A 23,073-nucleotide genomic window follows, 5' to 3' on the forward strand; every position below is an offset into this window, starting at 1 on the left:
TCCTTTTTCTTCGCCATGGTATCCGAAACCCCGGTGTTTCGGATTTTCTGTTGCTTCTGGCTGGCACGGCTATTCTCTGATCGGCTCCGTCTCTTTTGCGGATTGGAGCCTCTATGTCCGGAAGCCGCGTCCTGTGGGGACAAGTCGCCATCGTTCTCGTGATCGTGCTCACCGCCATCTGGTGTGCGACGGAATGGACGGCGTGGCGGCTCGGCTTTCAGGGGCAGCTCGGTGGGCCGTGGTTCGTGGTGGCGAGCTGGCCGATTTACTATCCGCCGCTCTTCTTCTGGTGGTGGTATTGTTACGACGCCTACGCCCCATCGATCTTCATCGAAGGGGCTGGCATTGCGGTATCGGGCGCGTTGGTTGCGATCGTCGTCGCGATTTCACTATCGGTGATCCGCGCGCGGGAGGCGAAGAACGTTGCCACCTATGGATCGGCGCGATGGGCTGAGCCGGCGGAGATCAAGGCGGCCGGCTTGCTCGGTCCCGATGGTGTGCTGCTCGGCCGTCTCGATGACGATTATCTCCGCCACGACGGCCCGGAGCATGTGCTGTGCTTCGCCCCGACGCGATCGGGTAAGGGCGTTGGCCTCGTCGTGCCGACGCTGCTGACCTGGCCGGGCAGTACGATCATCCACGACATCAAGGGCGAGAACTGGGGCCTGACTGCCGGTTTCCGCGCACGGCACGGCCGCGTGCTGTTGTTCGATCCGACCAATCCGGCGTCGTCCGCCTATAATCCGCTGTTGGAAGTGCGGCGCGGCGACAAGGAAGTCCGCGACGTGCAGAACATAGCCGACATTCTCGTCGATCCCGAAGGCGCGCTCGACAAGCGCAACCATTGGGAAAAGACCAGCCATTCGCTGCTGGTCGGCGCGATCCTGCATGTCCTCTATGCGGAGCCCGACAAGACGCTGGCCGGCGTCGCCAATTTCCTGTCCGATCCGAAGCGGCCCGTCGAGACGACGCTGCGCGCCATGATGAACACGCCGCACCTGGGCGAGGCCGGCGTTCACCCGGTTATCGCATCCTCGGCGCGCGAGCTGCTGAACAAGAGCGACAACGAACGCTCGGGCGTGCTCTCCACCGCAATGTCGTTCCTCGGCCTGTACCGCGACCCCGTGGTGGCGCAGGTGACGGCGCGGTGCGACTGGCGCATCGCCGATCTGGTCGCGGGTGAGAAGCCGGTCAGCCTCTACCTTGTGGTCCCGCCCTCCGACATCAACCGCACCAAGCCGCTGATCCGGCTCCTGCTCAATCAGGTCGGGCGGCGTCTGACCGAAGACCTGAAGATCTCCGCCAACCGGCACCGCCTCCTCTTGATGCTCGACGAGTTTCCCGCGCTCGGCCGGCTCGACTTCTTCGAGTCCGCGCTGGCCTTCATGGCGGGCTACGGCATCAAGAGTTTCCTTATCGCCCAGAGCCTCAATCAGATCGAGAAAGCCTATGGCGCGAACAACAGCGTGCTCGACAATTGCCATGTGCGCGTTGCCTTCGCCACCAATGACGAGCGAACCGCCAAGCGCGTGTCGGACGCGCTCGGCACGGCAACTGAGATGCGCGATTCCACCAACTATGCCGGCCATCGGCTGTCGCCCTGGCTCGGCCATCTCATGGTGTCGCGGCAGGAGACGGCGCGGCCGCTGCTGACCCCCGGCGAGGTGATGCAGCTCCCGCCGGCCGACGAATTGCTGCTGGTCGCAGGCGCACCGCCCGTGCGGGCAAAGAAGGCTCGCTATTACGAGGATGCCCGGTTTCGCGAACGTATCTTGCCGCCGCCGAAGGCGACGACAGCGACGGCACCGGCAGCGCCGCCTTCGGATGATTGGTCGGCGCTGGAGATCCCTGTGGTATCGGCTGGAGCAGCATCCGACAACGGGAATGGCGTGAGCGTCGATCCGGCCAATGCCGGGATACGCCGTGAGCCGGAATTGCCAGAACATGAGGAGATCGCGCCACCGGAGCGATCGCCCCTCAGCGAATTCGACGTTCTCGACGACGATCCCGATGTGGACGCTGCCCGGGCCAGCCGCTTGCGCCAGCAGGTCAGATCGAATGCCCGGCAGGCGACGATGGACCCGGCCGACGGCATCGACCTGTAAGGGCGACGACCATGCAGACCAAGACCCGCATGAATGTCTATTTTGATCCTGACCTTCTGAAGAAGGTCGAGGCGCTGGCGCTCCGTCGCGACATCTCCAAATCCGCCGTGATCGAAGCCGCCGTCGCCTCCTTCCTGTCGGCGGATGCGTCCGAGCGACTTGAGGCCGTGTTCGCCCGCCGCATGGATCGCATCGGTCGCCAGATCGATGGGCTAGACGAAGACCTCGCCATTGTCGGAGAGACGCTCTCGCTGTTCATCCGCTTCTGGCTGACCATCACGCCGCCATTGCCGGACAGCGCGCAGGTCTCGGCGAGGGCGAAAGGCGCAGAGCGCTTCGAGAACTTCCTGCAAACGCTCGGGCGGAGACTCGCGACTGGGGATCGCTTTCTGAAGGAGTTGTCCCGCGATGTCGAACCTCCCCGTGAAGGGTGACGGTCAGTCCAGTCTTTGTCGTGCCAGCCATTGCCTCGGTGTCATTCCGAGTTCGCTCCGGAAGGCCGTTCGCAGGGCCTGTGCATCCGGAAAGCCACAGCGCGCCGCCACGTCCTCGAGCCCGCGGGCGCCGGCCGCGAGAAGGTCTTGTGCCCGCTCAAGCCTGATGCGCCTCAGCCACTCTCCAAGATTGCCTCCGGTTCGTGCCCGGATATGACGGGTCAGGCTGCGTCGGCTCATGCCAGCGCGTTCGGCCAAAACATCGAGCGAAGGCGCAGGGAACGGATTGGCTCGAAGCGTCTCCAACACATCTGTGATCCTGCGGTCGACAGACGATCCGATCGTGGGGCGCTCGATCAGTTGCGGTTGTTCTCCGGCACGCTGGGGAGCAACGACAAGATGGCGGGCGGTCCGATTGGCCTCCGCCACTCCGGAGATCCGGCCGAGCAGATGCAGGCAGCAATCCAGCCCGGACGCGACGCCGGCGGATGTGATGACACGCCCCTCGTCGACGAAAAGCGCGCCGCTATCGACGATGACCTTGGGATATCGCGCCGCGAATGTCTCGGCGCGCGCCCAATGCGTGGTGGCACGGCGGCCGTCGAGCAGGCCCGCTTCGGCCAAGCCGAAAGCTCCGAGGCAGAGCCCGACGACGATCGCGCCGCGACCCTCTGCTGCTCGCAATTCGGATGTGATCGGTGTCGGCACAATCTCGTCCGCGTTTCGCCAACCGGGCAGGATCAGAACATCGGCCTCACGCGCAGCCTCCAGCGGGAACGGTGCTTCGATCATCAGCCCGCCAGTCGCCGAAAGACGTGGCTGGCCGGCGCACACATCAACCCGGTGACCGCTCGCCAAAAACGGCTCTCCGAACACCGCGAGCGGCGTGGACAACATGAATGGGCTAATCTGATCGTAGGCGAGAATAGCAAGTCGCATTGGCCCGATTTACATGAATACTGTCTATCGGGCCACTGATATCCGGCAGCGGGACTACGGTACGAAGACGTTAGGTTCGACGCAGCCGTTCGGGAGAGACCAATGACGCGCGCCCTTCTCGTGATCGATATCCAGAATGACTATTTTGCCGGCGGCGCCTTGCCGCTATGGCAACCGGAGGAGACCGAGGCGCGTGTCGTCTCGGCTATTGGTCGGGCACGTGCAGACGGTGATCGGATCATCCTGGTGCGCCACGTTTCGTTGGCACCCACCGGGCCGTTCGTGGCGGGAAGCACTGGCGCCGACATCCGCCAAGCTATTCTCGACGCGGCAGGCAATACCCCCCTCGTCACCAAACATTATGCCGACGCCTTCCAGGAAACGGCTCTTGTGGACCAACTGGCCGGCGTCAGCGAGCTCCTGATCACCGGAATGATGACGCAGAACTGTGTGGTCTTCACCGCGCTGTCGCGAGCGGCCGATGGCCTGCGGGTACGGATTGTCGGCGATCTCTGCACCGCACCAACCGAAGTCGTTCACCGAATTGCATTGAATGCCCTGGGCTCGAAGGTCGAGGTCGCAACCGCGGCAGATGTTTGGGCATAAGCCGCAGACCCCGCGGCGTCGGACGAGGAAGCCGCACCGTTGGACATTCCGGCGGCCGAACCCTAACCCGCCTCGCAGGGAAGGGCTGCCGGTCGGTGCTGTCGGTCGATGAGATTGACGCCGAGCGCTGCAAGCGTACAGACGCCGAGCAGAATGGCTGCATTGATGGTGTCCCCACCTCCGACCCAACTCGCGACGATCGGCGCCAGCACGAGCAGCGCGCCGTTGTTCATCGACTCCGACGACGCCAGCACGAAGCCGGCGTCCGAACCGGCGCGGCTCGCCTGAATGGCAGTGTTGGCGGGTGCGGCGAGGCCTGAGGCAAAGCCCCAGAGAGCCAGAAGACCGATCGCCAAACCGAGGCTCGGGTCGATCGCCAGGAAGGCGCTTTGCGCCACGAAGATGGGCGCGATGGCGAAGATGAGGATGGTCTCCGGACGGCCGACCCAGGCGGTGAGGCGCCCGATGGCGAGATTACCCGCCGCGAGACCGACTCCAAAGGCGGTGACCGAGAGCCCGACCATGCTGGTCGAAAGACCGTAACGGCTGCGCAGCACCTCGCCGGAGATCAAGAACCCTGCGATCGTCGCGCCGAGCCAAAAGCCCTTGGAGAGGTTGGGTCGGAGGATTGAGCCATCGAGCAGGCGAGCCGCCGAGGCTTTGAGCGGTTGGCCCTGCCGCGTAACAGACGGCGGCAGGATACGCGCTGCCAGCACGAGAACCGCGAGGCAGCCGCAGGCGACGGCGATGAACGGCGCCTGCCAATCGAAGGCGTCGGTGAGAAGCCCCGCGAAGGTCGGCCCGGTGGCAATGCCGAGGGTCAGGCCGAAGAGGACGAGCCCCATCGCGCCGGCTTGGCGGTCTTCGGGAACGGTCTCGGCGATGAGGGCAAAGGCGGTCGGCGTCAGGGCCGCGCCCGCCGCGCCGCCGAGAATGCGGGCGATGATCGCGAAGGTGAGTGACGGCGCGAAGGCGACGGCCAGCGCATCGGCGGCGAACAGCGCCAATGCTGGGAGTAGCAGACGCCGCCGGCCAATCCGGTCGCTGAGGAGGCCGATGAGCGGCGCGAGCACGGCGTAGGACACCGCATAGGCCGAGACGAGCCAGGCGATATCGGCGGGTTTCGCGGCGAAGGCCGATGCCAGCGGCGTCAGCATCGGTGCGAGCATGAATTCAACTGCTCCGACGAAATAGACGGCGAGCGCTAGGCTGAACAGGATGAGCGAGGGCGATGGGGCTGGCTTCGGCATGGGCAAGCGTCTCCGGTACGCTGGTGTCGTCCCGACCGGAGGCAGCCTTCAGGGTGATCAGAAGCTTCTGGCGACGGGTTTCGAGATCGGCCATTTGCCGTTCGATTGCCGTAAGCTTCAACCGATGTGCAGCGGCCACCTTCGGACAGGCGGTGACCGTGGCGGGATCGTCGACGATGCAGTTGAGAAAGGTCGCGATTTCCTCGGTGGTGAAGCCGAGCCGGATCATCCGGCCGATGCGGCGCACCAGAAGCACAGCGGCTTCGTCGAAATCGCGATAGCCGTTCTCCTCGCGGGTGGCGCGGATCAGGCCGACCTTCTCGTAGTGACGAATGGAGCGCACGCTCGCCCCCGTCCTTTTTGCAACGTCTCCGATCTTCATCCGCCCTCCTGCTGCATCTCGTAACCCCTGACATCAATGTCAGGGTCAAGAGCAAATCGTTCAAGGCGCAACCGCGTTCTTTTCCATGCCGACCGGGTGCTGCATGCGGGAACTGACCGCGATGCGGTTCCAGATGTTGATGGTTCCAATGGCGATCGTCAGTTTGGCGATGTCGGCCTCCGAGAAGATGGCGCGGACGGTTTCAAAGGCGGCGTCGGGAATGCCCGTCTCAGCGGCGAGCGTCACGCTCTCGGTCCATTCGAGGACCGCCCGATCGCGCGCATCGAAGAACGGGGACTCGCGCCAGACGGCGACGAGATGCAGTAATTGGGCGTCCATCCCGTCGGCCAGAGCGTCCTTCACATGCAGGTCGACGCAGTAGGCGCAGCCGTTGATCTGTGAGGCGCGTAGCTTGACGAGGTGAAGCGTGCGCTTGTCGAGGCCCGACTTGGTCACGGCGCCGTCGAGGGTACGGACGGCCTGATAGAGTTCGGGCGCCAGGGCGGCGATGTTCAGTCTGGGGTGCATGGAGGCCTCCAGTAGCGAGGGGGGTTGGCTGAGAATCGTGGATAATATATATCCATGATTAGGGCGCAATCCAATAGCGGAACGGGAGAAGGCGATGCGGCGCATGAGTGACGGGGTGGAGGCGGCTTTGCACTGTGCTCTGGTGCTGGCCGGACTGCCGGAGGGCAAAGTGCTTCCGGGCAAGAGCCTCGCCGAATTGCACGGCGTTTCGGAAACCTATCTTCTGAAGCACTTGCGGGCGCTCGCTGCGGCTTCCGTCATCGATGCCGTGCCGGGGCCGCGCGGCGGCTATCGGCTGGCGCGCGACCCGGAGCGCATCACGTTGCTCGACATCGTTGAAGCGATCGATGGGCGCGAGCCCGCCTTCGTCTGCCGGGAAATCCGCCGGCGCGGTCCCGGCAAGGCGAAGGACCCGTGCGTCTACAAGGCGGACTGCTTCATCAAGACTCGCATGATCGCCGCCGAGGAAGCTTGGCGGACTGCCCTAAGACAGCAGACCCTTGCCGATCTCGTTGCCGACGGAGCCCAATTGATCGATGCACACAACAAGAAGGCGGTGGCGACCTACGTTGAGAAGGCACAGCGCTGAGCGAAATCAATTGGCCCGTAGCGAGTATCCAATCCCGCCGATTACCGCCTTTTCTTCGCCAGGGCCGCACGGCGCCAGATCCTTGTTGAATCAGCCTAATTTCCGGCTCTTTTAATCGACCCCGTCTGGGGACCGTCTGACTTCTCCCCGGCGAGATCGGGGATCAGATGGCGGCTTCGCATCACAATACGGAAGGCTTGGCTCGTGGCGCGCGGATGCTGCGCACGGCGCTTGGGTCCGCCATCGCCCGGTTTCTCGAAGACGCCTCCGTCGTCGAGGTGATGCTGAACCCGGACGGGCGCATCTGGATCGATCGTCTTTCCGAGGGGCTGTCCGACACCGGCGAGGTGCTGTCACCCGCCGATGGCGAGCGCATCGTGCGCCTGGTCGCGCATCATGTCGGCGCCGAGGTTCATGCAGGTCGCCCGCGCGTTTCGGCCGAACTGCCCGACACCGGCGAACGGTTCGAGGGGCTGTTGCCGCCCGTGGTTGCCGCGCCGGCCTTCGCCATCCGCAAGCCCGCCGTCGCCGTGTTCACGCTCGACGATTACGTGCGTGCTGGGATCATGACTGCCGCTCAGGCCGAAGCACTGCGGACGGCTGTCTCCTCCCGCGCCAACATTCTCGTCGCCGGCGGCACCTCGACCGGCAAGACGACGCTGACCAACGCGCTGCTCGCCGAGGTGTCGAAGACTGCTGATCGCGTCGTCATCATCGAGGATACGCGCGAGTTGCAATGCGCCGCACCGAACCTCGTCGCCATGCGAACCAAGGATGGCATCGCCTCGCTCTCCGATCTCGTCCGCTCATCGTTGCGCTTGCGCCCCGATCGTATCCCGATCGGCGAAGTGCGCGGCGCTGAGGCGCTGGATCTCCTGAAGGCTTGGGGCACCGGCCATCCCGGCGGCATCGGCACAATCCACGCCGGCAGCGCCATCGGCGCGCTGAGAAGGATGGAGCAGCTCATCCAGGAAGCCGTCGTTACCGTTCCGCGCGCGCTGATCGCCGAGACCATCAATCTCGTCGCCGTGCTCGCCGGTCGTGGATCGCAGCGTCGGCTCGTCGAACTCGCCCGTGTCGATGGCCTCGGCCCGGACGGCGATTACCGCGTCTCGTCCGCTGTCAATGGCGCATCGAGCGCGATCAGCACCAACCCGGAAGGAGAAATTCCGTGATCAAAGTCGCATGCCTCGCGCGCCAACGTCTCGCCATGACCGTATCCGTCGTCGCGCTCAGCGTGGCGGTGACGGCGCCAGCCTATGCCTCCGGCTCGTCGATGCCATGGGAACAGCCGCTGCAACAGATCCTGCAGTCGATCGAAGGTCCGGTCGCCAAGATCATCGCCGTCATCATCATTATCACCACGGGTCTGGCGCTGGCTTTCGGCGACACCTCTGGCGGGTTCCGCCGCCTGATCCAGATCGTGTTCGGCCTCTCGATCGCGTTCGCGGCCAGCTCGTTCTTCCTCAGCTTCTTCTCGTTTGGCGGCGGGGCGCTGGTCTGATGGCGGGCGTCGGCGACCAGAGCGACGAAGTGCCGGGTTTCTCCGTACCGGTTCACCGGGCGCTGACCGAACCGATCCTGCTCGGTGGCGCCCCGCGCGCCATCGCGATCATGAACGGCACGCTCGCCGGCGCGGTGGGCTTGGGCTTACGCCTCTGGCTGGTCGGCATTGCCATCTGGGCCATTGGCCACTTTGCGGCGGTGTGGGCGGCCAAGCGCGACCCGCTCTTCGTCGAGGTCGGCCGCCGCCATCTGCGCATCCCCGCGCATCTCACGGTCTGAGGGGATCACACCGATGATGAGCCTCGCCGAATATCGCAACCGCAACCGCCGCCTCGCCGACTTCCTGCCTTGGGCGGCATTGGTCGGCACCGGCATCGTGCTCAACAAGGACGGCAGTTTCCAACGCACCGCGGGCTTCCGTGGTCCCGATCTGGATTCGGCCGTGCCCGCCGAGCTGGTCGCCGTCGCGGGCCGCCTCAACAACGCCTTCCGCCGTCTCGGGAGTGGCTGGGCGATCTTCGTCGAAGCGCAACGTCATGCGGCCGGCATATATCCTGCGAACCGTTTCCCTGACGCTGCCTCAGCCTTGGTCGATGCCGAGCGGAAAGCCGACTTCGAAGAAGCGGGGAGCCATTTCGAATCCAGCTACTTTCTGACCTTCGCCTACCTGCCGCCGGCCGAAGACGCCGCGCGCGCCGAGACCTGGCTCTACGAAGGCCGCGAGAAGACCGGCATCGACGCGCACGAAGTGATGGCCGGCTTTGCCGACCGCACCGACCGGCTGTTGCATCTCATCGAAGCCTTCATGCCGGAATGCCGCTGGCTCGATGACGGCGAGACGCTGACCTACCTGCACGGCTGCGTCTCCACGCACCGGCATCGCGTCCGCGCCCCCGAAACGCCGATGTATCTCGACGCGCTCCTGGCCGATCAGCCACTGACCGGCGGCCTGGAGCCGCGCCTCGGCGACCTGCATCTGCGCGTCCTCACCATCACTGGCTTTCCGACCGCTACCACGCCGGGCCTGCTCGACGAGTTGAATCGGCTCGCCTTTCCCTATCGCTGGTCCACGCGCGCGATCCTCCTCGACAAGACCGACGCGACCAAGCTGCTGACCAAAATCCGCCGCCAGTGGTTCGCCAAGCGCAAGTCGATTGCCGCGATCCTCAAGGAAGTGATGACCAACGAGCAATCCGTGCTGGTGGACACGGATGCGTCGAACAAGGCAGCGGACGCCGATCTCGCACTTCAGGAGTTGGGCGCCGACTATGCCGGCATCGCCTACGTCACGGCCACCGTATCGGTGTGGGACGTCGATCCCCGCATCGCTGACGAGAAGCTGCGGCTGGTCGAGAAGGTCATCCAGGGTCGCGACTTCACCGCGATGGTGGAGACCATCAACGCGGTCGATGCCTGGCTCGGCAGCCTGCCGGGGCATGTCTACGCCAACGTCCGGCAGCCACCGATTTCCACGCTCAATCTCGCCCACATGATCCCCCTCAGTGCCGTGTGGGCGGGGCCGGAACGGGACGAGCACTTTGGTGCCGCCCCCTTGCTTTTCGGTAAGACCGAAGGCTCGACCCCGTTCCGGTTTTCCCTGCATGTCGGCGATGTCGGCCACACGCTGGTGGTTGGTCCGACCGGCGTCGGCAAATCCGTGCTGTTGGCGCTGATGGCCTTGCAGTTCCGCCGTTATGCCGGGGCTCAGGTCTTCGCCTTCGATTTCGGTGGGTCGATCCGCGCCGCCGCACTCGCCATGCACGGCGACTGGCACGATCTCGGCGGTGGCTTGACGGACGGATCGGAAACCTCCGTCAGCCTCCAGCCGCTCGCCCGCATCGAACAGACCGCCGAACGCGCCTGGGCCGGGGACTGGATCGTCGCCATCCTCATCCGCGAAGGCGTCACCATCACCCCGGAGGTGAAAGAGCACATCTGGACGGCGCTGACCTCGCTCGCCTCGGCGCCGATCGAGGAACGCACGATCACCGGCCTCTGCGTCCTGTTGCAGTCGAACGACCTGAAGCAGGCGTTGCGTCCCTATTGCATCGGTGGTGCTTGGGGCCGGTTGCTCGACGCCGAGAGCGAACAGCTCGGCACTGCCACGGTGCAGGCGTTTGAGACCGAGGGGCTGATAAGCACGGAAGCTGCGCCTGCCGTTCTGGCCTATCTCTTCCACCGCATCGAGGATCGGCTCGACGGATCGCCGACCCTGATCATCGTCGATGAAGGCTGGCTGGCGCTCGACGACGAGGGCTTCGCCGGCCAGCTTCGCGAATGGCTGAAGACGCTGCGCAAGAAGAACGCCAGCGTCATTTTCGCCACGCAAAGTCTGTCGGACATCGACGGCTCGGCGATCGCGCCGGCCATCATTGAGAGCTGCCAGACCCGGTTGCTGCTGCCGAACGAACGCGCCATCGAGCCGCAGATCACCGCCATCTATCGCCGCTTCGGTCTCAACGATCGCCAGATCGAGATCATCGCGCGGGCCATGCCCAAGCGCGACTACTACTGCCAGTCGCGGCGCGGCAACCGGCTGTTCGAGCTGGGCCTGTCGGACGTGGCGCTCGCCCTCTGCGCCGCGTCCTCGAAGACCGATCAGGCGGCCATCGCGAAGATCGTCGCCGAACATGGCCGCGACGGCTTCCTCGACGCCTGGCTGCGCCATCGCGGCGCCGGCTGGGCCGCCGACCTCATTCCCGACCTCACCAATCTGGAGACACGCTCATGACATCGCGCCGTCTGCGCGCGGCGCGCTTCGCCGCTGCCTTGCTTTCCGCCTCCGTCGCCGTCGCACCGATGCTGCCGATGCCCGCGCACGCCATTATCGTCTTCGACCCGTCGAACTATGCGCAGAACGTCCTTCAGGCTGCCCGCGCGCTCCAGCAGATCACCAATCAGATCACCTCGCTTCAGAACGAAGCGCAGATGCTGATCAACCAAGCCCGCAATCTGGCGAGCCTGCCATATTCGTCGCTCCAGCAGCTTCAGCAGTCCGTGCAGCGGACGCAGCAGCTTCTGGGGCAGGCGCAGAACATCGCCTACGACGTTCAGCAGATCGACCGGGCCTTCCAGCAGAAATACTCGACCGCCTCGATGTCGGCGTCGGACCAGCAACTCGTCGCCGATGCCCGCTCGCGCTGGCAGAACACGGTCGGCGGTTTGCAGGACGCCATGCGCGTGCAGGCCGGTGTCGTCGGCAACATCGACACCAATCGTGCGCAGATGTCGACGCTGGTCGGTGCCAGCCAGTCGGCGACCGGCGCGCTCCAGGCGACACAGGCCGGCAATCAGCTTCTCGCCCTCCAGGCACAGCAACTCGCCGACCTCACCGCCGTCGTCGCCGCCAATGGCCGGGCACAGGCGCTCAGCGATGCCGAGCGGGCGGCCGCCGCCGAGCAGGGGCGTGAGCAGCGCCGCCGCTTCCTGACGCCGGGCACGGGCTATCAGCCCGGTTCGGCCAAGATGTTCTACGGCAGCAACTGAGGGCGCGGCGATGGACGGCAAGACCCTCGCACGCATCGGCGCCGTCGCCTTCGTCGCGGTCGCGATCACCGTCACGGTGATCGAACTGACGCGCACCGACGAGGCGACGGAGATCCGCACCGTCAGCCGTCCTCACGTCAGCGATCCCGGATCGCTGCGCGCCGCGCTCCGGCATTGCCGCGACATGGGCGAGGCCGCCAGCCGTGATGCAAGCTGCCTCAAGGCATGGGCGGAGAACCGCGACCGGTTCCTCGGTGCCAACTCGCCGGAGGCGCATTGACCATGGGCAGCTCCGGCGTCATCGACCACTTCCTGGAGGTCTTCACCCGCTATATCGATAGCGGCTTCGGTCTGTTGCAGGGCGAGGTGGCCTTCATCGCCACCACGTTGATCGTCATCGACGTAACGCTGGCCGCGCTGTTCTGGTCGTGGGGTACCGACAACGACATCATCGCGCGGCTGATCAAGAAGACTCTGTTCGTCGGTGTCTTCGCCTACATCATCGGCAATTGGAACAACCTCGCCCGTATCGTCTTCGAGAGCTTCGCAGGGCTCGGCCTGAAAGCGTCCGGCACAGGCTTTTCGGTCAGCGATCTCCTGCGTCCCGGCAAGGTGGCGCAGACCGGCCTTGATGCCGGGCGGCCGCTGCTCGATTCCATCTCCGATCTGATGGGCTGGGTGTCGTTCTTCGAGAACTTCATCCAGATCGCCTGCCTGCTGTTCGCCTGGGCGCTGATCCTGCTCGCCTTCTTCATCCTCGCGGTCCAGCTCTTCGTCACGCTCATCGAGTTCAAGCTGACGACGCTCGCCGGCTTCGTGCTGATCCCCTTCGGCCTCTTCGGCAAATCCGCCTTCATGGCCGAACGGGTGCTCGGCAATGTGATCTCGTCTGGGATCAAGGTGATGGTGCTCGCCGTCATCATCGGTATCGGCTCGACGCTGTTCTCCGAGTTCACCGCTGGCTTCAACGGCGCGACGCCGACCATCGACGACGCCATGGCGATCGTGCTCGCGGCGCTGTCGCTGCTCGGCCTCGGCATCTTCGGTCCCGGCATCGCCAACGGTCTCGTTTCCGGCGGCCCGCAACTCGGCGCCGGCGCGGCGATCGGAACAGGCCTTGCCGCCGGCGGCATGGCGATGGCGGGTGCTGCGACGGTCGGTGCCGCCGCCTCCGGTGGTGCGGCGTTGGCGGGAGGTGCAGCCGCCGCCGCTCGTGGCGGGGCGATGCTCGCCGGTGGCGCATCGTCTGCCTACAGCCTCGGCGCGGCCGGACACACTGGCGCGACAGGCGTCGCTGCGGGTCTCGGCAATGTCGCCGGCACCGGTGCTTCCAAACTCGGCTCCGCCGTCGCCAGCCCGTTCAAGCGCGCCGCCGCGTCGATGAAGGAGAGCTTCGAGGCGGGTGGCCGATCGGTCGCCGGCGAAGGCGGCGCCTCCGATACCGCAGCTTCCCCCTCTGCAACCACGGACGGCACGCCCGCTTGGGCCAAGCGCATGAAGCGCTCGCAAGCGATGTCGCACGGCGTCCAGGCCGCCGCCCATGCGGTCAAGTCCGGCGACAGCCATGGCGGCGGCTCGTCTGTCCATCTTTCTGAAAGCGACCGCTGATGTTCAAACGACCCTCCACACACTACGGCAAATCTCCCGAACCCGAGACACCCTATCAGCGCGCCGCCCAAGTCTGGGACGAGCGCATCGGTTCGGCTCGTGTGCAGGCGAAGAACTGGCGCTTGATGGCCTTCGGATCACTGGCCTTGTCGGCGGGCCTCTCCGTGGCGCTGGTCTGGCAATCGCTGAGCGGCTCGGTCGTGCCGTGGGTGGTGCAGGTCGACAAGCTCGGCGCAGCGCAGGCTGTCGCTCCGGCGACCGCCGACTACCGGCCGACCGATCCGCAGATCGCCTTTCACCTCGCGCGCTTCATCGAAGAGGTTCGCTCGATCGCGGCCGACGCCATCATCGTCCGCCAGAACTGGCTCCGGGCCTACGACTTCACCACGCAGGCCGGGGCGCTGGCGCTCAACGACTACGCCCGCGCCAACGACCCCTTCAGCAAAGTCGGGAAGACGCAGATCGCCGTCGATGTCTCGAGCGTCATCCGCGCGTCGCCCGACAGCTTCCGGGTCGCCTGGGTCCAACGGACCTATCAGGACGGCTCGCTCGCCTCCACCGAACGCTGGACCGCCATCCTAACCGTCGTCGTGCAGGTGCCGCGCGACGCCGAAAAGCTGCGGGGGAACCCACTCGGAATCTACGTCACCGCCATCAACTGGTCGAAGGAGCTGACCCAATGACGCCGACCTTCCGCAAAGCCGCCCCCGGACAAGCGGGACGTCCGGCTTTCCGTAAATCCGCCTTGCCGCTTCTCTTGGCTTTCACATCCGCTCTGGCCGGCTGCGCCACAGCGCAGAAGCCGCCCGAAATCTCCTATGACGATGCGATGCCTGCGGTTCAAACCGCCGATCCACCGGCACCGGTTCGCGTGGTGGAATTGCCGAAGCCGCTTCCGCTGCCCGGCCAGTTGAAGCCCGTCGGCAAAGACGGCAAGCCGACGCCCGAACTGCCGGACCCGGCCGCGCGGGTGAACGAGGCCAATGCCGCCGCGCGGATGCAACCGGTCCGGAACGGCTTCATCAACGCCATCCAGGTCTATCCTTTCGTCGATGGCGCGCTCTATCAAGTCTACACCGCGCCCGGGCAGATCACCGATATCGCCTTGCAGCTCGGCGAAACGCTGGTCGGCTCGGGTCCCGTTGCCGCCGGCGACACGGTGCGCTGGATCATCGGCGACACCGAAAGCGGCGCGGGCGCAACGAAGCAGGTTCATATCCTCGTAAAGCCGACGCGGCCCGAGCTGATGACCAACCTCGTCATCAACACCAATGCGCGCACCTACCATATGGAACTGCGCTCGACCGAGAAGACCTACATGGCCTCGGTGTCCTGGCAGTATCCACAGGACCAGCTCATCGCGCTGCGCCGCCAGAACGCCGAGGCGCAGGCCGTCCAGCCGGTGGCGACCGGCATCGATCTCTCTCGCGTCAACTTTCGCTACGAGGTGACCGGCGATCGCGCGCCGTGGCGGCCGCTCCGCGCCTTCGACGACGGCAAGCAGGTGTTCATCGAGTTCCCGCGCGGTATCGGTCAGGGCGAGATGCCACCGCTCTTTGTCGTCGGCCCGGAGGGCGATACCTCGGAACTGGTGAATTATCGCGTCCGCGACAACTACATGATCGTCGACCGGTTGTTCGCCGCCGCCGAATTGCGCTTCGGCGCCGACAAGAACCAGAAGCGCGTCCGCATCTCTCGCACCGACGGGAGGCCGGCATCGTGAGCGAGATCGACCCTGATCGTCAGAAGCCGGACGCGGACGACGAGGCCCGGCCGCTGACCGGAGAGCCGGTCGCGCCGATGCGGCTGCGGCCCGAACCGCCGCGCGTGACGCGCCTATCGCGAAAGGTGCTGATCGCCCTCGGCTTGCTTGCCGGCACCGGTATCGGCGGCACGTTGATCTACGCGCTTCAAACCCAGCGCGGCGGCAAGACGAACGAGGAGCTGTATTCGACCGACAACCGGACGACGCCCGACGGCCTTGCCGCCTTGCCGAAGGACTATACCGGTATCCCGAAGCTCGGTCCGCCGCTGCCGGGCGACCTCGGCCGCCCCATCCTCAGCGCCCAAAATGCCGGCCAACCGGTGCCGACACCGGGAATCGCGACGCCCAATCCAGGGATCAGCCAGGAAGAGCAGCGCCGCATCCAAGAGCTGGAGGCCGCGCGGACGGCACGTCTCTTTGCTTCGACCGAGACACGACCGGCCAACACCGCTGGGCCGCAGCCGCAAGCGACGGTCTCGCCGCAGACGGACCTTGCCAGCCTCGGGCTGGCACCCCAGCCAGCGACGCCTTCCGCGCAGGACCGTCAGCTCGCGTTTCTGAACCAAGCGCCCGACAAACGCACGGTCTCGCCAGATCGTATCGCCGCTCCCGCGTCGGCCAATGTGCTTCAGGCGGGGGCGGTGATCGCGGCGGCACTCATCACCGGCATCCGCTCCGATCTACCCGGTCAGATCACCGCGCAGGTGACGGAGAACGTCTATGACAGCCCGACCGGACGCATCCTGCTCGTGCCGCAGGGCACGCGGATCATCGGCCAGTACGACAATGGCGTCGGCTTCGGCCAGCGCCGCGTGCTGCTGGTCTGGAACCGGCTGATCTTCCCCAATGGCCGTTCGATCGTGTTGGAGCGCCAGCCGGGCACAGACGCCGAGGGCTATGCCGGGCTCGAAGATGGCGTCGACTACCATTGGGGTGAGCTGTTTAAAGCCGCGGCGCTGTCGACGTTGCTCAGCGTTGGCGCCGAGGCGGGATCATCCGGTCAGGAGAGCGATATCATCCGTGCGCTGCGCAACGGCGCGTCCGACAGCATCAACCAGACCGGCCAGCAGATCGTGCAGCGTCAGCTCAACATCGCCCCGACGCTGACCATCCGACCGGGCTTTCCCGTCCGCGTGATCGTCACCCGCGATCTCGTTCTTGAACCCTACGGGGGCTGACATGGCGAAGCTGAAACTCGGCCCGATCGCCGACGACAAGCCGGTGAAGGTCACGCTGGAGCTGCCCGCCAGCCTGCATCGCGATTTGACCGCCTATGCCGAAATCCTCGGGCGGGAGGGAGGACAAGTCGCCGCCGATCCCGTTCGTCTGATCGTCCCCATGCTGGAGCGGTTCATGGCAACGGACCGGGGATTTGCAAAGGCGCGGCGGGGCAGGCCTGACCCCCATTAAGAAATTAATGTGGGCCGCCGAACCATCGCAGTCCTCGCTTTCGGCGTGCACGCATTCTCGGTATTTCGGAGCATCCGCTTCGGAAAAGAGCTTTAGATAAAGTGCCTTACCGGCAAAGCGTGTCCGGTTGCAGCATTCCCCATACGAGTGCCGAACACTTCCATTCGCGCTTCGGGTCATCTTGTTCAGCCCACGCAGCACGGCTTCGGGCACCCCTCTGGTGAAAAGTGCATCACTTTGTTGAAGTCTGATGCGCGAGCAGGTAGGTTGATACGAGGAACCGTGGGGATGGAAATGAACGAGCGTCCGCGCAAGGCAACGCGACTGACCGTGAGTCTGGAAGAACAAGATTATCAGACTCTGTGCCAGATCGCGCTATCGAGGGACGCTTCGGTTTCGTGGGTCATCCGCCAGGCGATCCGACAATTTATCGAAAGCTCGTCCGAAGCCCGTGGCCCATCGTCTATGCCTAGACCCCCTCGGAAGGGCGGTGAGGCATGAGGCTTATTAGGAACAGCGGGACGGACCGTGCCATCGACAGATTGCGCGAATGGCTGGATCAGGGCGCCCTCATAGACATCGTTTCCCCGTCCTTTTCACTGCTTGCATTTGCCGAGCTTCGAGGCGTTCTCGATCGGATCGAGCGATGCCGGCTGTTGCTGGGAGACGCCAGTTCCGTTCTTCCTAGCCTTCTCGGCGGTGAAGCTGACATCGTCTTTCGGGGACAACTTCAAGGGCGTTGGCTTGCCCGTCTCGTCGCCGAATGGGCGCGGAAGCGGGTTGAGATTCGGCACGCACGTCGAACACCGCCACAGTCGCTAATACTCGTCAACGGCAAACCCGACTTCCACCGGGCCATGGTCGGGACATGCTCATTCACGTCCGATGGTCTGGGTGTCACCCCGAGCGGTCGATTGGGGTTGGTTCAAGCAACCGAGTCGGATGCCGAGACCTCGGATTTTTCGGAATGGTTTCGCTCGAACTGGGAGGATATCGAGGCGAGCCCATCGGCGAAGGCCCACTTTCTGAACGCACTGGAGGAAATCGCCTCGCAGCGCGCGCCATCTCTCGTCTATTTCCAGATACTCTATCAGGTCTTCAAGGACCTGGGTGATGAGCTCGACGAGGAGCGGATCATCAAGTCGGCGACGGGCATTCGAAACACCGTCGTGTGGAAGAAGCTGTTTCGCTTCCAACGCGATGGTGTCGTGGGTGCGATCGATAAATTGGAGAGGATCGGCGGCTGCATTATTGCTGACAGTGTTGGTCTCGGAAAGACATTCGAAGCGCTCGCAGTCATAAAGTACTATGAACTTCGCAATGATCGCGTTCTCGTGCTTTGCCCAAAGCGCCTCCGTGATAACTGGACCCTCTATAAGGCAAATGACCGCCGTAATATTCTGGCTTCAGACCGGTTCAATTATGATGTCTTGAACCATACGGATCTGTCGCGCGATGGCGGTGTATCCGGCGACATCGACCTCACCCACGTCAACTGGGGCAACTACGACCTCGTGGTCATCGACGAGTCGCACAACTTCAGGAACAAGCCGACCCACAAGGACCGCGACAGCCGCTACGACCACCTCATGAAACGGATCATTCTGTCAGGGGTGAAGACCAAGGTGCTGATGTTGTCCGCGACGCCGGTCAACAACCGTCTTGCCGACCTCAAGAACCAAATCGCATTTGTAACAGAGGGAAATGACGTCGCTCTTGCAGCCAACGGCATTCCAAGCATCGAGGCGACGATCCGTAAAGCGCAGGGCCAGTTCAATCGTTGGCTCGACCTTCCGGAAGGCGAACGTCGGCCCGCAAAGCTTATGGACATGCTCGGCTTTGACTACTTCAAGCTGCTCGACATGCTGACAATCGCCAGGTCGCGAAAGCATGTGCAACGCTATTACGGGATCGAGGAAACGGGGCAGTTTCCTGACCGGCTGCCGCCAGTGAACATCAAGGCAGACGTTGACCTTACGGGTGAGTTTCGGCCTATTCGCGAGGTCAACAACGAAATTCGTCGCCTTACTCTCGGTGCCTACGCGCCACTGCGATACGTGTTGCCACACAAGCAGGCGGCGTATGACGAGAAGTACAGCACGAAGATTCGAGGTGGCGATCAGTTCTTCCGTCAGCTCGATCGAGAGGAGAGCCTCATCCACCTCCTGCGCGTGAATATCCTGAAGCGTATGGAGAGTTCAGTCGCGTCGTTCTCCCTGACCATCGAACGTCAGCTCGCGGACGTTGATGCTCTGCTCGCCAAGATCGACGCCCATGACGACTCGATCGAGGAAATTCCGATCGACGACGTGGATGTGGACGATCCCGCATTCGAGCCGCTGCTCGTCGGCCGAAAGGTCAAGGTGCTTCTCCAGGACGTTGACCGTATTCGCTGGCGACAGGATCTCATCGAGGACCATGAACGCTTGGCGGCGCTTCTAGCCGCCGCGCGTCTTGTTATCCCCAAGCGTGATGCCAAGTTGGCTGCGCTCAAGCGGCTTATTGTTGAGAAAGTCCGCAATCCGATCAACCCGGATAACCGGAAGATTTTGCTGTTCACGGCGTTCGCCGATACGGCGGACTATCTCTACCGCGAGTTGGCCGATTGGGCGCGGTCGACGCTTGGCCTGCATAGTGCGGTCGTTACCGGCGCTGGGGCGAACAGGACCACATTGCCGGGCGTTCGCGGGGACATGACCAGTATCCTGAGTTCCTTTTCGCCAAGATCCAAGGAACGCCCCGCCGAGCTTGCCGCTGAGGGTGAAATCGATCTTCTGATTGCCACGGACTGCATTTCGGAAGGTCAGAACCTTCAAGACTGCGACTACCTCGTCAACTACGATATCCATTGGAATCCCGTGCGGATCATCCAACGATTTGGCCGCATTGACCGGATCGGCTCCCGCAACTCCAGAATCCAGTTGGTCAATTTCTGGCCGAATATGGAGTTGGACGAGTACCTCGACCTCGAATCCCGCGTCAGCGGACGCATGATGCTTCTGGACGTGTCGGCCACCGGCGAGGAGAACGTCATCGAGTTCCAAGCGGGCAACGAGATGAACGATCTGGAGTACCGTCGCGCGCAGCTTCAGAAGTTGCAGGATGCCGTGATCGATCTCGAAGACTTGTCCAGTGGCGTTTCCATCGCGGATCTCACACTCAACGATTTTCGGATCGATCTGGCGGGCTATCTGGGGACCAATCGGGATCGACTCGACGCGTTGCCGCTCGGCACCTATGCCGTCACGGAGGCTCCCGAAGACGGAGAGAACCCCGTGCCGCCGGGTGTCATCTTCTGCCTGCGCGCCGTCGGCGACGCGGCAGCCTCCGTTGCCGAGCCGGGCTATCCGCTGGCGCCGCATTACGTCGTTCATGTCGGAGAGGACGGAGAAGTCCTGCTTCCCTACACGCAGGCGAAGCAAGTGCTCGATCGTCTGAAGAAGCTCAGCCTCGGCCGCGACCAGCCGGACCAGGCGGCTTATGGGCGGTTCGACAAGGCGACACGTGCTGGTCGCGACATGGAACCCTACCGCAAGCTGCTCGCCCGCGCCGTCGGCACGATTGTCGGCAAACGTGAAGAACGAGCGGTTGCCAGCCTGTTCCAAATGGGTGGCACCCACGCTGTGAAGGGTGAGTTTGCCGGCATCAATGACTTCGAGGTCGTCGCGTTTCTGGTCGCTCTGGCTCCGACGACGGACGTGGCGCCATGACGGAGGTGGCGGCAACTGACCCGATCATAACGGCTCTGGATTTGCCGCCGGGCGCGCGTCTTGACATGCGCGTGCCGAAGAAGGCGCTACTTGAGCAGGGCGCGCCAACAGCGACCGACAAGCGGGCCATTCAAGACGGCATCGAAGAGATGCAGTGGATCGCGGCTCTCAAGCCCAACACCGTCGCCATACCGGCATTCGTGAACGAAGACCGGAACTACTCGGAGATTGCGGTCCTATCCGCGATGCTTCGGCCGGAGGCACGTTCGCCCCGCCTCACGGAACTCATTCATCGTGCCATTCCCTATCCGGTACTGCTGATCACTCTGTCGGGCTCGCACGCGGCTTTGTCGGTCGCACCCAAGCGGGCAGCTCAGAACGAGGGCAACAAGATCGTGGTCGAACGCATCGTGCTCGCGGACGAGATCGATCCTGGCGCCCCGTCGACGATCGAACGGTCATTCCTGGAAAGCCTGGCACTCGCACTGCAACCCGCACGCGATTTATCGACGGTGTACGATGGTTGGCTGGTTCGGATCGAGGCGCTGAATGCGGCGCGCTTGTCGGGCCAATTCGTACTCGCCAACGAAGCCGATCGAATCGACCGCCGCCGCGCGGCGCTGGAGGAGCACGCGCGGCTTTTGCGCGAGATCGCGCAGTTGCGCGCGCAGGCGGGTCGCGCCAAACAGATTAATCAACGAGTTGATTTGAACCAGAAAATCAAGGCGGTCGAAGCCGCGATCGATCGCGCCAAGCGGTTGATGCTGGGGGATGTTGAATGAAGATTTCCACGATCCTGGACCATATCGACAGTGGGCACATGGCGCTGCCCGAATTCCAGCGTGGCTATGTCTGGAACCGCGATCAGGTTCGCGGCCTGTTCGACTCGCTCTACCGGAGGCATCCGGTCGGCGGCCTGCTTGTGTGGGCGACGGAGGCCAAAACGGCTGCACATCGCGGTGACGGTCCGATCGCGGCGGGCATCGTCAAGCTCCTGCTCGACGGTCAGCAACGCATGACCTCGCTCTACGGTGTGGTGCGCGGGCATCCGCCGAAATTCTTCGATGGCAACACCCAGGCCTTCAGCGGCTTACGGTTCCATCTCGGAACAGAGACCTTCGCCTTCTACCAGCCGGTCAAGATGCAGGACGATCCGCTATGGATTGATGTCACTGCCCTGATGAAGGCGGGGAACGCCGGGCTCGGGGCGTTGATCGCTCAGCTTTCCGCCGATCCTGCCCATGTGGCGAGTGTCGGCGCCTATGTCGGTCGGCTTGGCGCTCTGCTTGGTGTCACCGAGATCGACCTGCACGTCGAGGAGGTCACCGGTCAGGACAAGACCCTTGATGTTGTCGTCGATATCTTCAACCGGGTGAACAGCGGCGGCACCAAGCTGTCGAAGGGCGACTTGGCGCTGGCGAAAATCTGCGCCGAATGGCCGGAAGCCCGCGACTCCATGAAGGCCAAGCTGAAGGAGTGGACCGCCGCCGGCTACCAGTTCAACCTCGATTGGCTGCTGCGCTCCGTCAACACGGTTCTGACTGGCGAGGCCAAGTTCAGCTATCTTCACGACAAGGGCGCGCTCGACATTCAGGATGGCTTGAAGCGCGCCGGTAAGCATATCGATGCGAGCTTGAACTTCATCGCCGGGCGCTTGGGCCTGGATCATGACCAAGTCTTCTTCGGGCGTTTCGGCGTGCCCGTTATGGTGCGCTACATGGACAAGGCGAAGGGCCCGCTGGACGCCAAGGAGCGCGACAAACTCCTGTTCTGGTTCGCGCAGGCCGGCATGTGGGGGCGCTTTTCGGGGTCGACGGAAACCTTCATCGATCAGGATCTGGCTGCCCTCGAAGAGCCGAACGGCGGCCTGGACACGCTGTTGGAACAGCTCCGGCTATGGCATGGCGGCCTGCGGGTCGAGGCGGGCCACTTCACCGGCTGGAGCCTCGGTGCGCGGTTTTATCCGGTACTCTACATGCTGACCCGCATGGGTGAGGCGCGTGATTGGGGGACGGGGTTGCCTCTGCGCGCTAGCCTGCTCGGGAAAATGAGCCGCCTGGAGGTGCATCACATCTTCCCCAAGGCGCAGCTCTACAAGCTGCGACACCGCCGGGCCGACGTGAACGCGCTTGGCAATTTCTGCTTCCTGACCAAGGACACGAACCTCAACATCAGCGATCGTTTGCCGGAGGAGTATTTCCCGGAGGTCGAGGCGCGGCATCCCGGCGCGCTGGCGTCGCAGTGGATACCGACCGATCCCGCGCTGTGGAAGATCGAGCGCTACCTCGATTTTCTCGAAGCTCGGAAGGCGTTGCTGGCCGCGGAGGCGAACCGGCGCTTCGAAGATTTGCTCCATGGCGATACGCGCTGGCTCGGCACGGCGGCGCCGGTGGCGGAAGCCGAGGCGCAGGCCGTGGGCGGCATCACGAGCGAGGTCGAGGAAGCCGAACTCGAAGCCCTCAACGATTGGGTCGACGGCCAAGGCTTGCCGCGTGGCCTGCTCGGCTTCGACTACGCCGATCCGGTTACGGGTGCGCAGAAGGCGCTGTTCGATCTGGCGTGGCCGGACGGTCTGCAGCCTGGCTTGAGCGCTCCTATCGCCGTGTTGCTCAATGAAGGCCCGGAGATCCTCGCCCTGGCGAGCAAGGCGGGATTCCGCTGCTTCACTTCCTCGGCCGATTTCCGCACCTATGTCGAAACCGAAATTCTGCACCTGGAAGCGGCCTGACCGCTGCCGTGCCCCGTTTGCACCTGA

At 64.0% G+C, this 23,073-nt stretch carries 23 protein-coding genes and 1 pseudogene; 19 read left to right on the top strand and 5 right to left on the bottom strand.

What is annotated here, in order from left to right; genetic code table 11:
- The first annotated feature begins 113 nt into the window (after positions 1–113).
- Together V5F74_RS16830 and V5F74_RS16835 are read left to right on the top strand one after the other, a co-directional pair.
- On the top strand, positions 114–2,105 hold the full coding sequence (locus tag V5F74_RS16830; protein WP_394009322.1) for a conjugal transfer protein TraG: 1,992 nt from the start codon (positions 114–116) through the stop codon (positions 2,103–2,105).
- Positions 2,106–2,116: 11 nt separating this feature from the next.
- Positions 2,117–2,539 carry a ribbon-helix-helix domain-containing protein gene (locus V5F74_RS16835; RefSeq protein ID WP_394009324.1) on the top strand — a complete coding sequence of 141 codons (423 nt, stop codon included), beginning with the start codon at positions 2,117–2,119 and terminating at the stop codon, positions 2,537–2,539.
- A 3-nt stretch (positions 2,540–2,542) separates the two neighbouring features.
- Here V5F74_RS16835 and V5F74_RS16840 read toward each other — a convergent pair whose 3' ends face one another.
- A complete protein-coding gene (locus V5F74_RS16840) occupies positions 2,543–3,478 on the bottom strand; it encodes a GlxA family transcriptional regulator (protein WP_394009326.1) in 936 nt (311 codons plus the stop codon).
- A gap of 102 nt (positions 3,479–3,580) precedes the next feature.
- Between V5F74_RS16840 and V5F74_RS16845 the strand changes: the two genes are divergently transcribed.
- Positions 3,581–4,084: a cysteine hydrolase family protein gene (locus tag V5F74_RS16845; RefSeq protein WP_394009328.1), complete on the top strand. Its 504-nt coding sequence runs from the start codon at positions 3,581–3,583 to the stop codon at positions 4,082–4,084.
- A 62-nt stretch (positions 4,085–4,146) separates the two neighbouring features.
- On the opposite strand, the gene V5F74_RS16850 is transcribed toward V5F74_RS16845, so the two are convergent.
- From V5F74_RS16850 to V5F74_RS16865, 4 genes and pseudogenes are all read right to left on the bottom strand, one after another.
- Positions 4,147–5,334, bottom strand: coding sequence for an MFS transporter (locus tag V5F74_RS16850; protein WP_394009330.1), 1,188 nt, complete (start codon positions 5,332–5,334; stop codon positions 4,147–4,149).
- Complete coding sequence (locus V5F74_RS16855; RefSeq protein ID WP_394009660.1) at positions 5,258–5,533, bottom strand: hypothetical protein; 276 nt, start codon at positions 5,531–5,533, stop codon at positions 5,258–5,260. Before V5F74_RS16855 ends, V5F74_RS16850 begins: the two co-directional genes overlap by 77 nt.
- A gap of 45 nt (positions 5,534–5,578) precedes the next feature.
- Positions 5,579–5,716: pseudogene (locus tag V5F74_RS16860) on the bottom strand (MerR family DNA-binding transcriptional regulator); the annotation flags it as partial.
- Positions 5,717–5,776: 60 nt separating this feature from the next.
- Positions 5,777–6,244 carry a carboxymuconolactone decarboxylase family protein gene (locus V5F74_RS16865; RefSeq protein ID WP_394009332.1) on the bottom strand — a complete coding sequence of 156 codons (468 nt, stop codon included), beginning with the start codon at positions 6,242–6,244 and terminating at the stop codon, positions 5,777–5,779.
- 103 nt (positions 6,245–6,347) lie between these two features.
- Between V5F74_RS16865 and V5F74_RS16870 the strand changes: the two genes are divergently transcribed.
- From V5F74_RS16870 to V5F74_RS16945, 16 genes are all read left to right on the top strand, one after another.
- The gene (locus V5F74_RS16870) at positions 6,348–6,833 is read left to right on the top strand and encodes an Rrf2 family transcriptional regulator (protein WP_394009661.1); all 486 of its coding nucleotides are present in this window, start codon (positions 6,348–6,350) and stop codon (positions 6,831–6,833) included.
- A gap of 167 nt (positions 6,834–7,000) precedes the next feature.
- Positions 7,001–8,008 (top strand): P-type conjugative transfer ATPase TrbB, encoded by a 1,008-nt coding sequence (trbB, locus tag V5F74_RS16875; protein WP_394009334.1) that lies wholly within the window; start codon positions 7,001–7,003, stop codon positions 8,006–8,008.
- A gap of 35 nt (positions 8,009–8,043) precedes the next feature.
- Complete coding sequence (locus V5F74_RS16880; RefSeq protein WP_394009662.1) at positions 8,044–8,337, top strand: TrbC/VirB2 family protein; 294 nt, start codon at positions 8,044–8,046, stop codon at positions 8,335–8,337.
- On the top strand, positions 8,337–8,618 hold the full coding sequence (locus V5F74_RS16885) for a VirB3 family type IV secretion system protein (RefSeq protein WP_394009336.1): 282 nt from the start codon (positions 8,337–8,339) through the stop codon (positions 8,616–8,618). Before V5F74_RS16880 ends, V5F74_RS16885 begins: the two co-directional genes overlap by 1 nt.
- Positions 8,619–8,631: 13 nt before the next feature.
- Complete coding sequence (trbE, locus tag V5F74_RS16890; RefSeq protein ID WP_394009338.1) at positions 8,632–11,070, top strand: conjugal transfer protein TrbE; 2,439 nt, start codon at positions 8,632–8,634, stop codon at positions 11,068–11,070.
- Positions 11,067–11,825, top strand: coding sequence for a P-type conjugative transfer protein TrbJ (gene trbJ, locus V5F74_RS16895; protein ID WP_394009340.1), 759 nt, complete (start codon positions 11,067–11,069; stop codon positions 11,823–11,825). The genes trbE and trbJ overlap by 4 nt, the downstream gene beginning before the upstream one ends.
- Positions 11,826–11,835: 10 nt before the next feature.
- Positions 11,836–12,105 (top strand): putative entry exclusion protein TrbK-alt, encoded by a 270-nt coding sequence (trbK-alt, locus tag V5F74_RS16900; RefSeq protein ID WP_394009342.1) that lies wholly within the window; start codon positions 11,836–11,838, stop codon positions 12,103–12,105.
- 2 nt (positions 12,106–12,107) lie between these two features.
- Positions 12,108–13,433, top strand: a complete 1,326-nt coding sequence (gene trbL, locus V5F74_RS16905; protein WP_394009663.1) for a P-type conjugative transfer protein TrbL — start codon at positions 12,108–12,110, stop codon at positions 13,431–13,433.
- Entirely contained in the window at positions 13,433–14,116 is a 684-nt protein-coding gene (trbF, locus tag V5F74_RS16910) for a conjugal transfer protein TrbF (RefSeq protein ID WP_394009344.1), read from the top strand. Before trbL ends, trbF begins: the two co-directional genes overlap by 1 nt.
- Positions 14,113–15,156 carry a P-type conjugative transfer protein TrbG gene (gene trbG / locus V5F74_RS16915; protein WP_394009346.1) on the top strand — a complete coding sequence of 348 codons (1,044 nt, stop codon included), beginning with the start codon at positions 14,113–14,115 and terminating at the stop codon, positions 15,154–15,156. The genes trbF and trbG overlap by 4 nt, the downstream gene beginning before the upstream one ends.
- On the top strand, positions 15,153–16,376 hold the full coding sequence (locus V5F74_RS16920; RefSeq protein WP_394009348.1) for a TrbI/VirB10 family protein: 1,224 nt from the start codon (positions 15,153–15,155) through the stop codon (positions 16,374–16,376). The genes trbG and V5F74_RS16920 overlap by 4 nt, the downstream gene beginning before the upstream one ends.
- Before the next feature lies 1 nt (position 16,377).
- Positions 16,378–16,608 carry a DUF2274 domain-containing protein gene (locus V5F74_RS16925; RefSeq protein ID WP_394009350.1) on the top strand — a complete coding sequence of 77 codons (231 nt, stop codon included), beginning with the start codon at positions 16,378–16,380 and terminating at the stop codon, positions 16,606–16,608.
- Positions 16,609–16,902: 294 nt separating this feature from the next.
- The gene (locus V5F74_RS16930) at positions 16,903–17,109 is read left to right on the top strand and encodes a ribbon-helix-helix domain-containing protein (RefSeq protein WP_394009664.1); all 207 of its coding nucleotides are present in this window, start codon (positions 16,903–16,905) and stop codon (positions 17,107–17,109) included.
- A 41-nt stretch (positions 17,110–17,150) separates the two neighbouring features.
- On the top strand, positions 17,151–20,318 hold the full coding sequence (locus V5F74_RS16935; RefSeq protein WP_394009352.1) for a helicase-related protein: 3,168 nt from the start codon (positions 17,151–17,153) through the stop codon (positions 20,316–20,318).
- Positions 20,315–21,100 (top strand): DUF4391 domain-containing protein, encoded by a 786-nt coding sequence (locus V5F74_RS16940; protein WP_394009353.1) that lies wholly within the window; start codon positions 20,315–20,317, stop codon positions 21,098–21,100. The genes V5F74_RS16935 and V5F74_RS16940 overlap by 4 nt, the downstream gene beginning before the upstream one ends.
- Complete coding sequence (locus V5F74_RS16945) at positions 21,097–23,046, top strand: GmrSD restriction endonuclease domain-containing protein (RefSeq protein ID WP_394009355.1); 1,950 nt, start codon at positions 21,097–21,099, stop codon at positions 23,044–23,046. Before V5F74_RS16940 ends, V5F74_RS16945 begins: the two co-directional genes overlap by 4 nt.
- Positions 23,047–23,073 lie beyond the last annotated feature (27 nt).

The organism is Xanthobacter aminoxidans (assembly GCF_043193615.1).
In the GTDB taxonomy this organism is placed as follows: Bacteria; Pseudomonadota; Alphaproteobacteria; order Rhizobiales; family Xanthobacteraceae; genus Xanthobacter; species Xanthobacter aminoxidans.

Bases quoted from the DNA above. Each gene is read 5' to 3' on its own strand.
- V5F74_RS16830 (WP_394009322.1), top strand. From the start codon at position 114: ATGTCCGGAAGCCGCGTCCTGTGGGGACAAGTCGCCATCGTTCTCGTG.
- V5F74_RS16835 (WP_394009324.1), top strand. From the start codon at position 2,117: ATGCAGACCAAGACCCGCATGAATGTCTATTTTGATCCTGACCTTCTG.
- V5F74_RS16840 (WP_394009326.1), bottom strand. From the start codon at position 3,478: ATGCGACTTGCTATTCTCGCCTACGATCAGATTAGCCCATTCATGTTG.
- V5F74_RS16845 (WP_394009328.1), top strand. From the start codon at position 3,581: ATGACGCGCGCCCTTCTCGTGATCGATATCCAGAATGACTATTTTGCC.
- V5F74_RS16850 (WP_394009330.1), bottom strand. From the start codon at position 5,334: ATGCCGAAGCCAGCCCCATCGCCCTCGCTCATCCTGTTCAGCCTAGCG.
- V5F74_RS16865 (WP_394009332.1), bottom strand. From the start codon at position 6,244: ATGCACCCCAGACTGAACATCGCCGCCCTGGCGCCCGAACTCTATCAG.
- V5F74_RS16870 (WP_394009661.1), top strand. From the start codon at position 6,348: ATGAGTGACGGGGTGGAGGCGGCTTTGCACTGTGCTCTGGTGCTGGCC.
- trbB (WP_394009334.1), top strand. From the start codon at position 7,001: ATGGCGGCTTCGCATCACAATACGGAAGGCTTGGCTCGTGGCGCGCGG.
- V5F74_RS16880 (WP_394009662.1), top strand. From the start codon at position 8,044: ATGACCGTATCCGTCGTCGCGCTCAGCGTGGCGGTGACGGCGCCAGCC.
- V5F74_RS16885 (WP_394009336.1), top strand. From the start codon at position 8,337: ATGGCGGGCGTCGGCGACCAGAGCGACGAAGTGCCGGGTTTCTCCGTA.
- trbE (WP_394009338.1), top strand. From the start codon at position 8,632: ATGATGAGCCTCGCCGAATATCGCAACCGCAACCGCCGCCTCGCCGAC.
- trbJ (WP_394009340.1), top strand. From the start codon at position 11,067: ATGACATCGCGCCGTCTGCGCGCGGCGCGCTTCGCCGCTGCCTTGCTT.
- trbK-alt (WP_394009342.1), top strand. From the start codon at position 11,836: ATGGACGGCAAGACCCTCGCACGCATCGGCGCCGTCGCCTTCGTCGCG.
- trbL (WP_394009663.1), top strand. From the start codon at position 12,108: ATGGGCAGCTCCGGCGTCATCGACCACTTCCTGGAGGTCTTCACCCGC.
- trbF (WP_394009344.1), top strand. From the start codon at position 13,433: ATGTTCAAACGACCCTCCACACACTACGGCAAATCTCCCGAACCCGAG.
- trbG (WP_394009346.1), top strand. From the start codon at position 14,113: ATGACGCCGACCTTCCGCAAAGCCGCCCCCGGACAAGCGGGACGTCCG.
- V5F74_RS16925 (WP_394009350.1), top strand. From the start codon at position 16,378: ATGGCGAAGCTGAAACTCGGCCCGATCGCCGACGACAAGCCGGTGAAG.
- V5F74_RS16930 (WP_394009664.1), top strand. From the start codon at position 16,903: ATGAACGAGCGTCCGCGCAAGGCAACGCGACTGACCGTGAGTCTGGAA.
- V5F74_RS16940 (WP_394009353.1), top strand. From the start codon at position 20,315: ATGACGGAGGTGGCGGCAACTGACCCGATCATAACGGCTCTGGATTTG.
- V5F74_RS16945 (WP_394009355.1), top strand. From the start codon at position 21,097: ATGAAGATTTCCACGATCCTGGACCATATCGACAGTGGGCACATGGCG.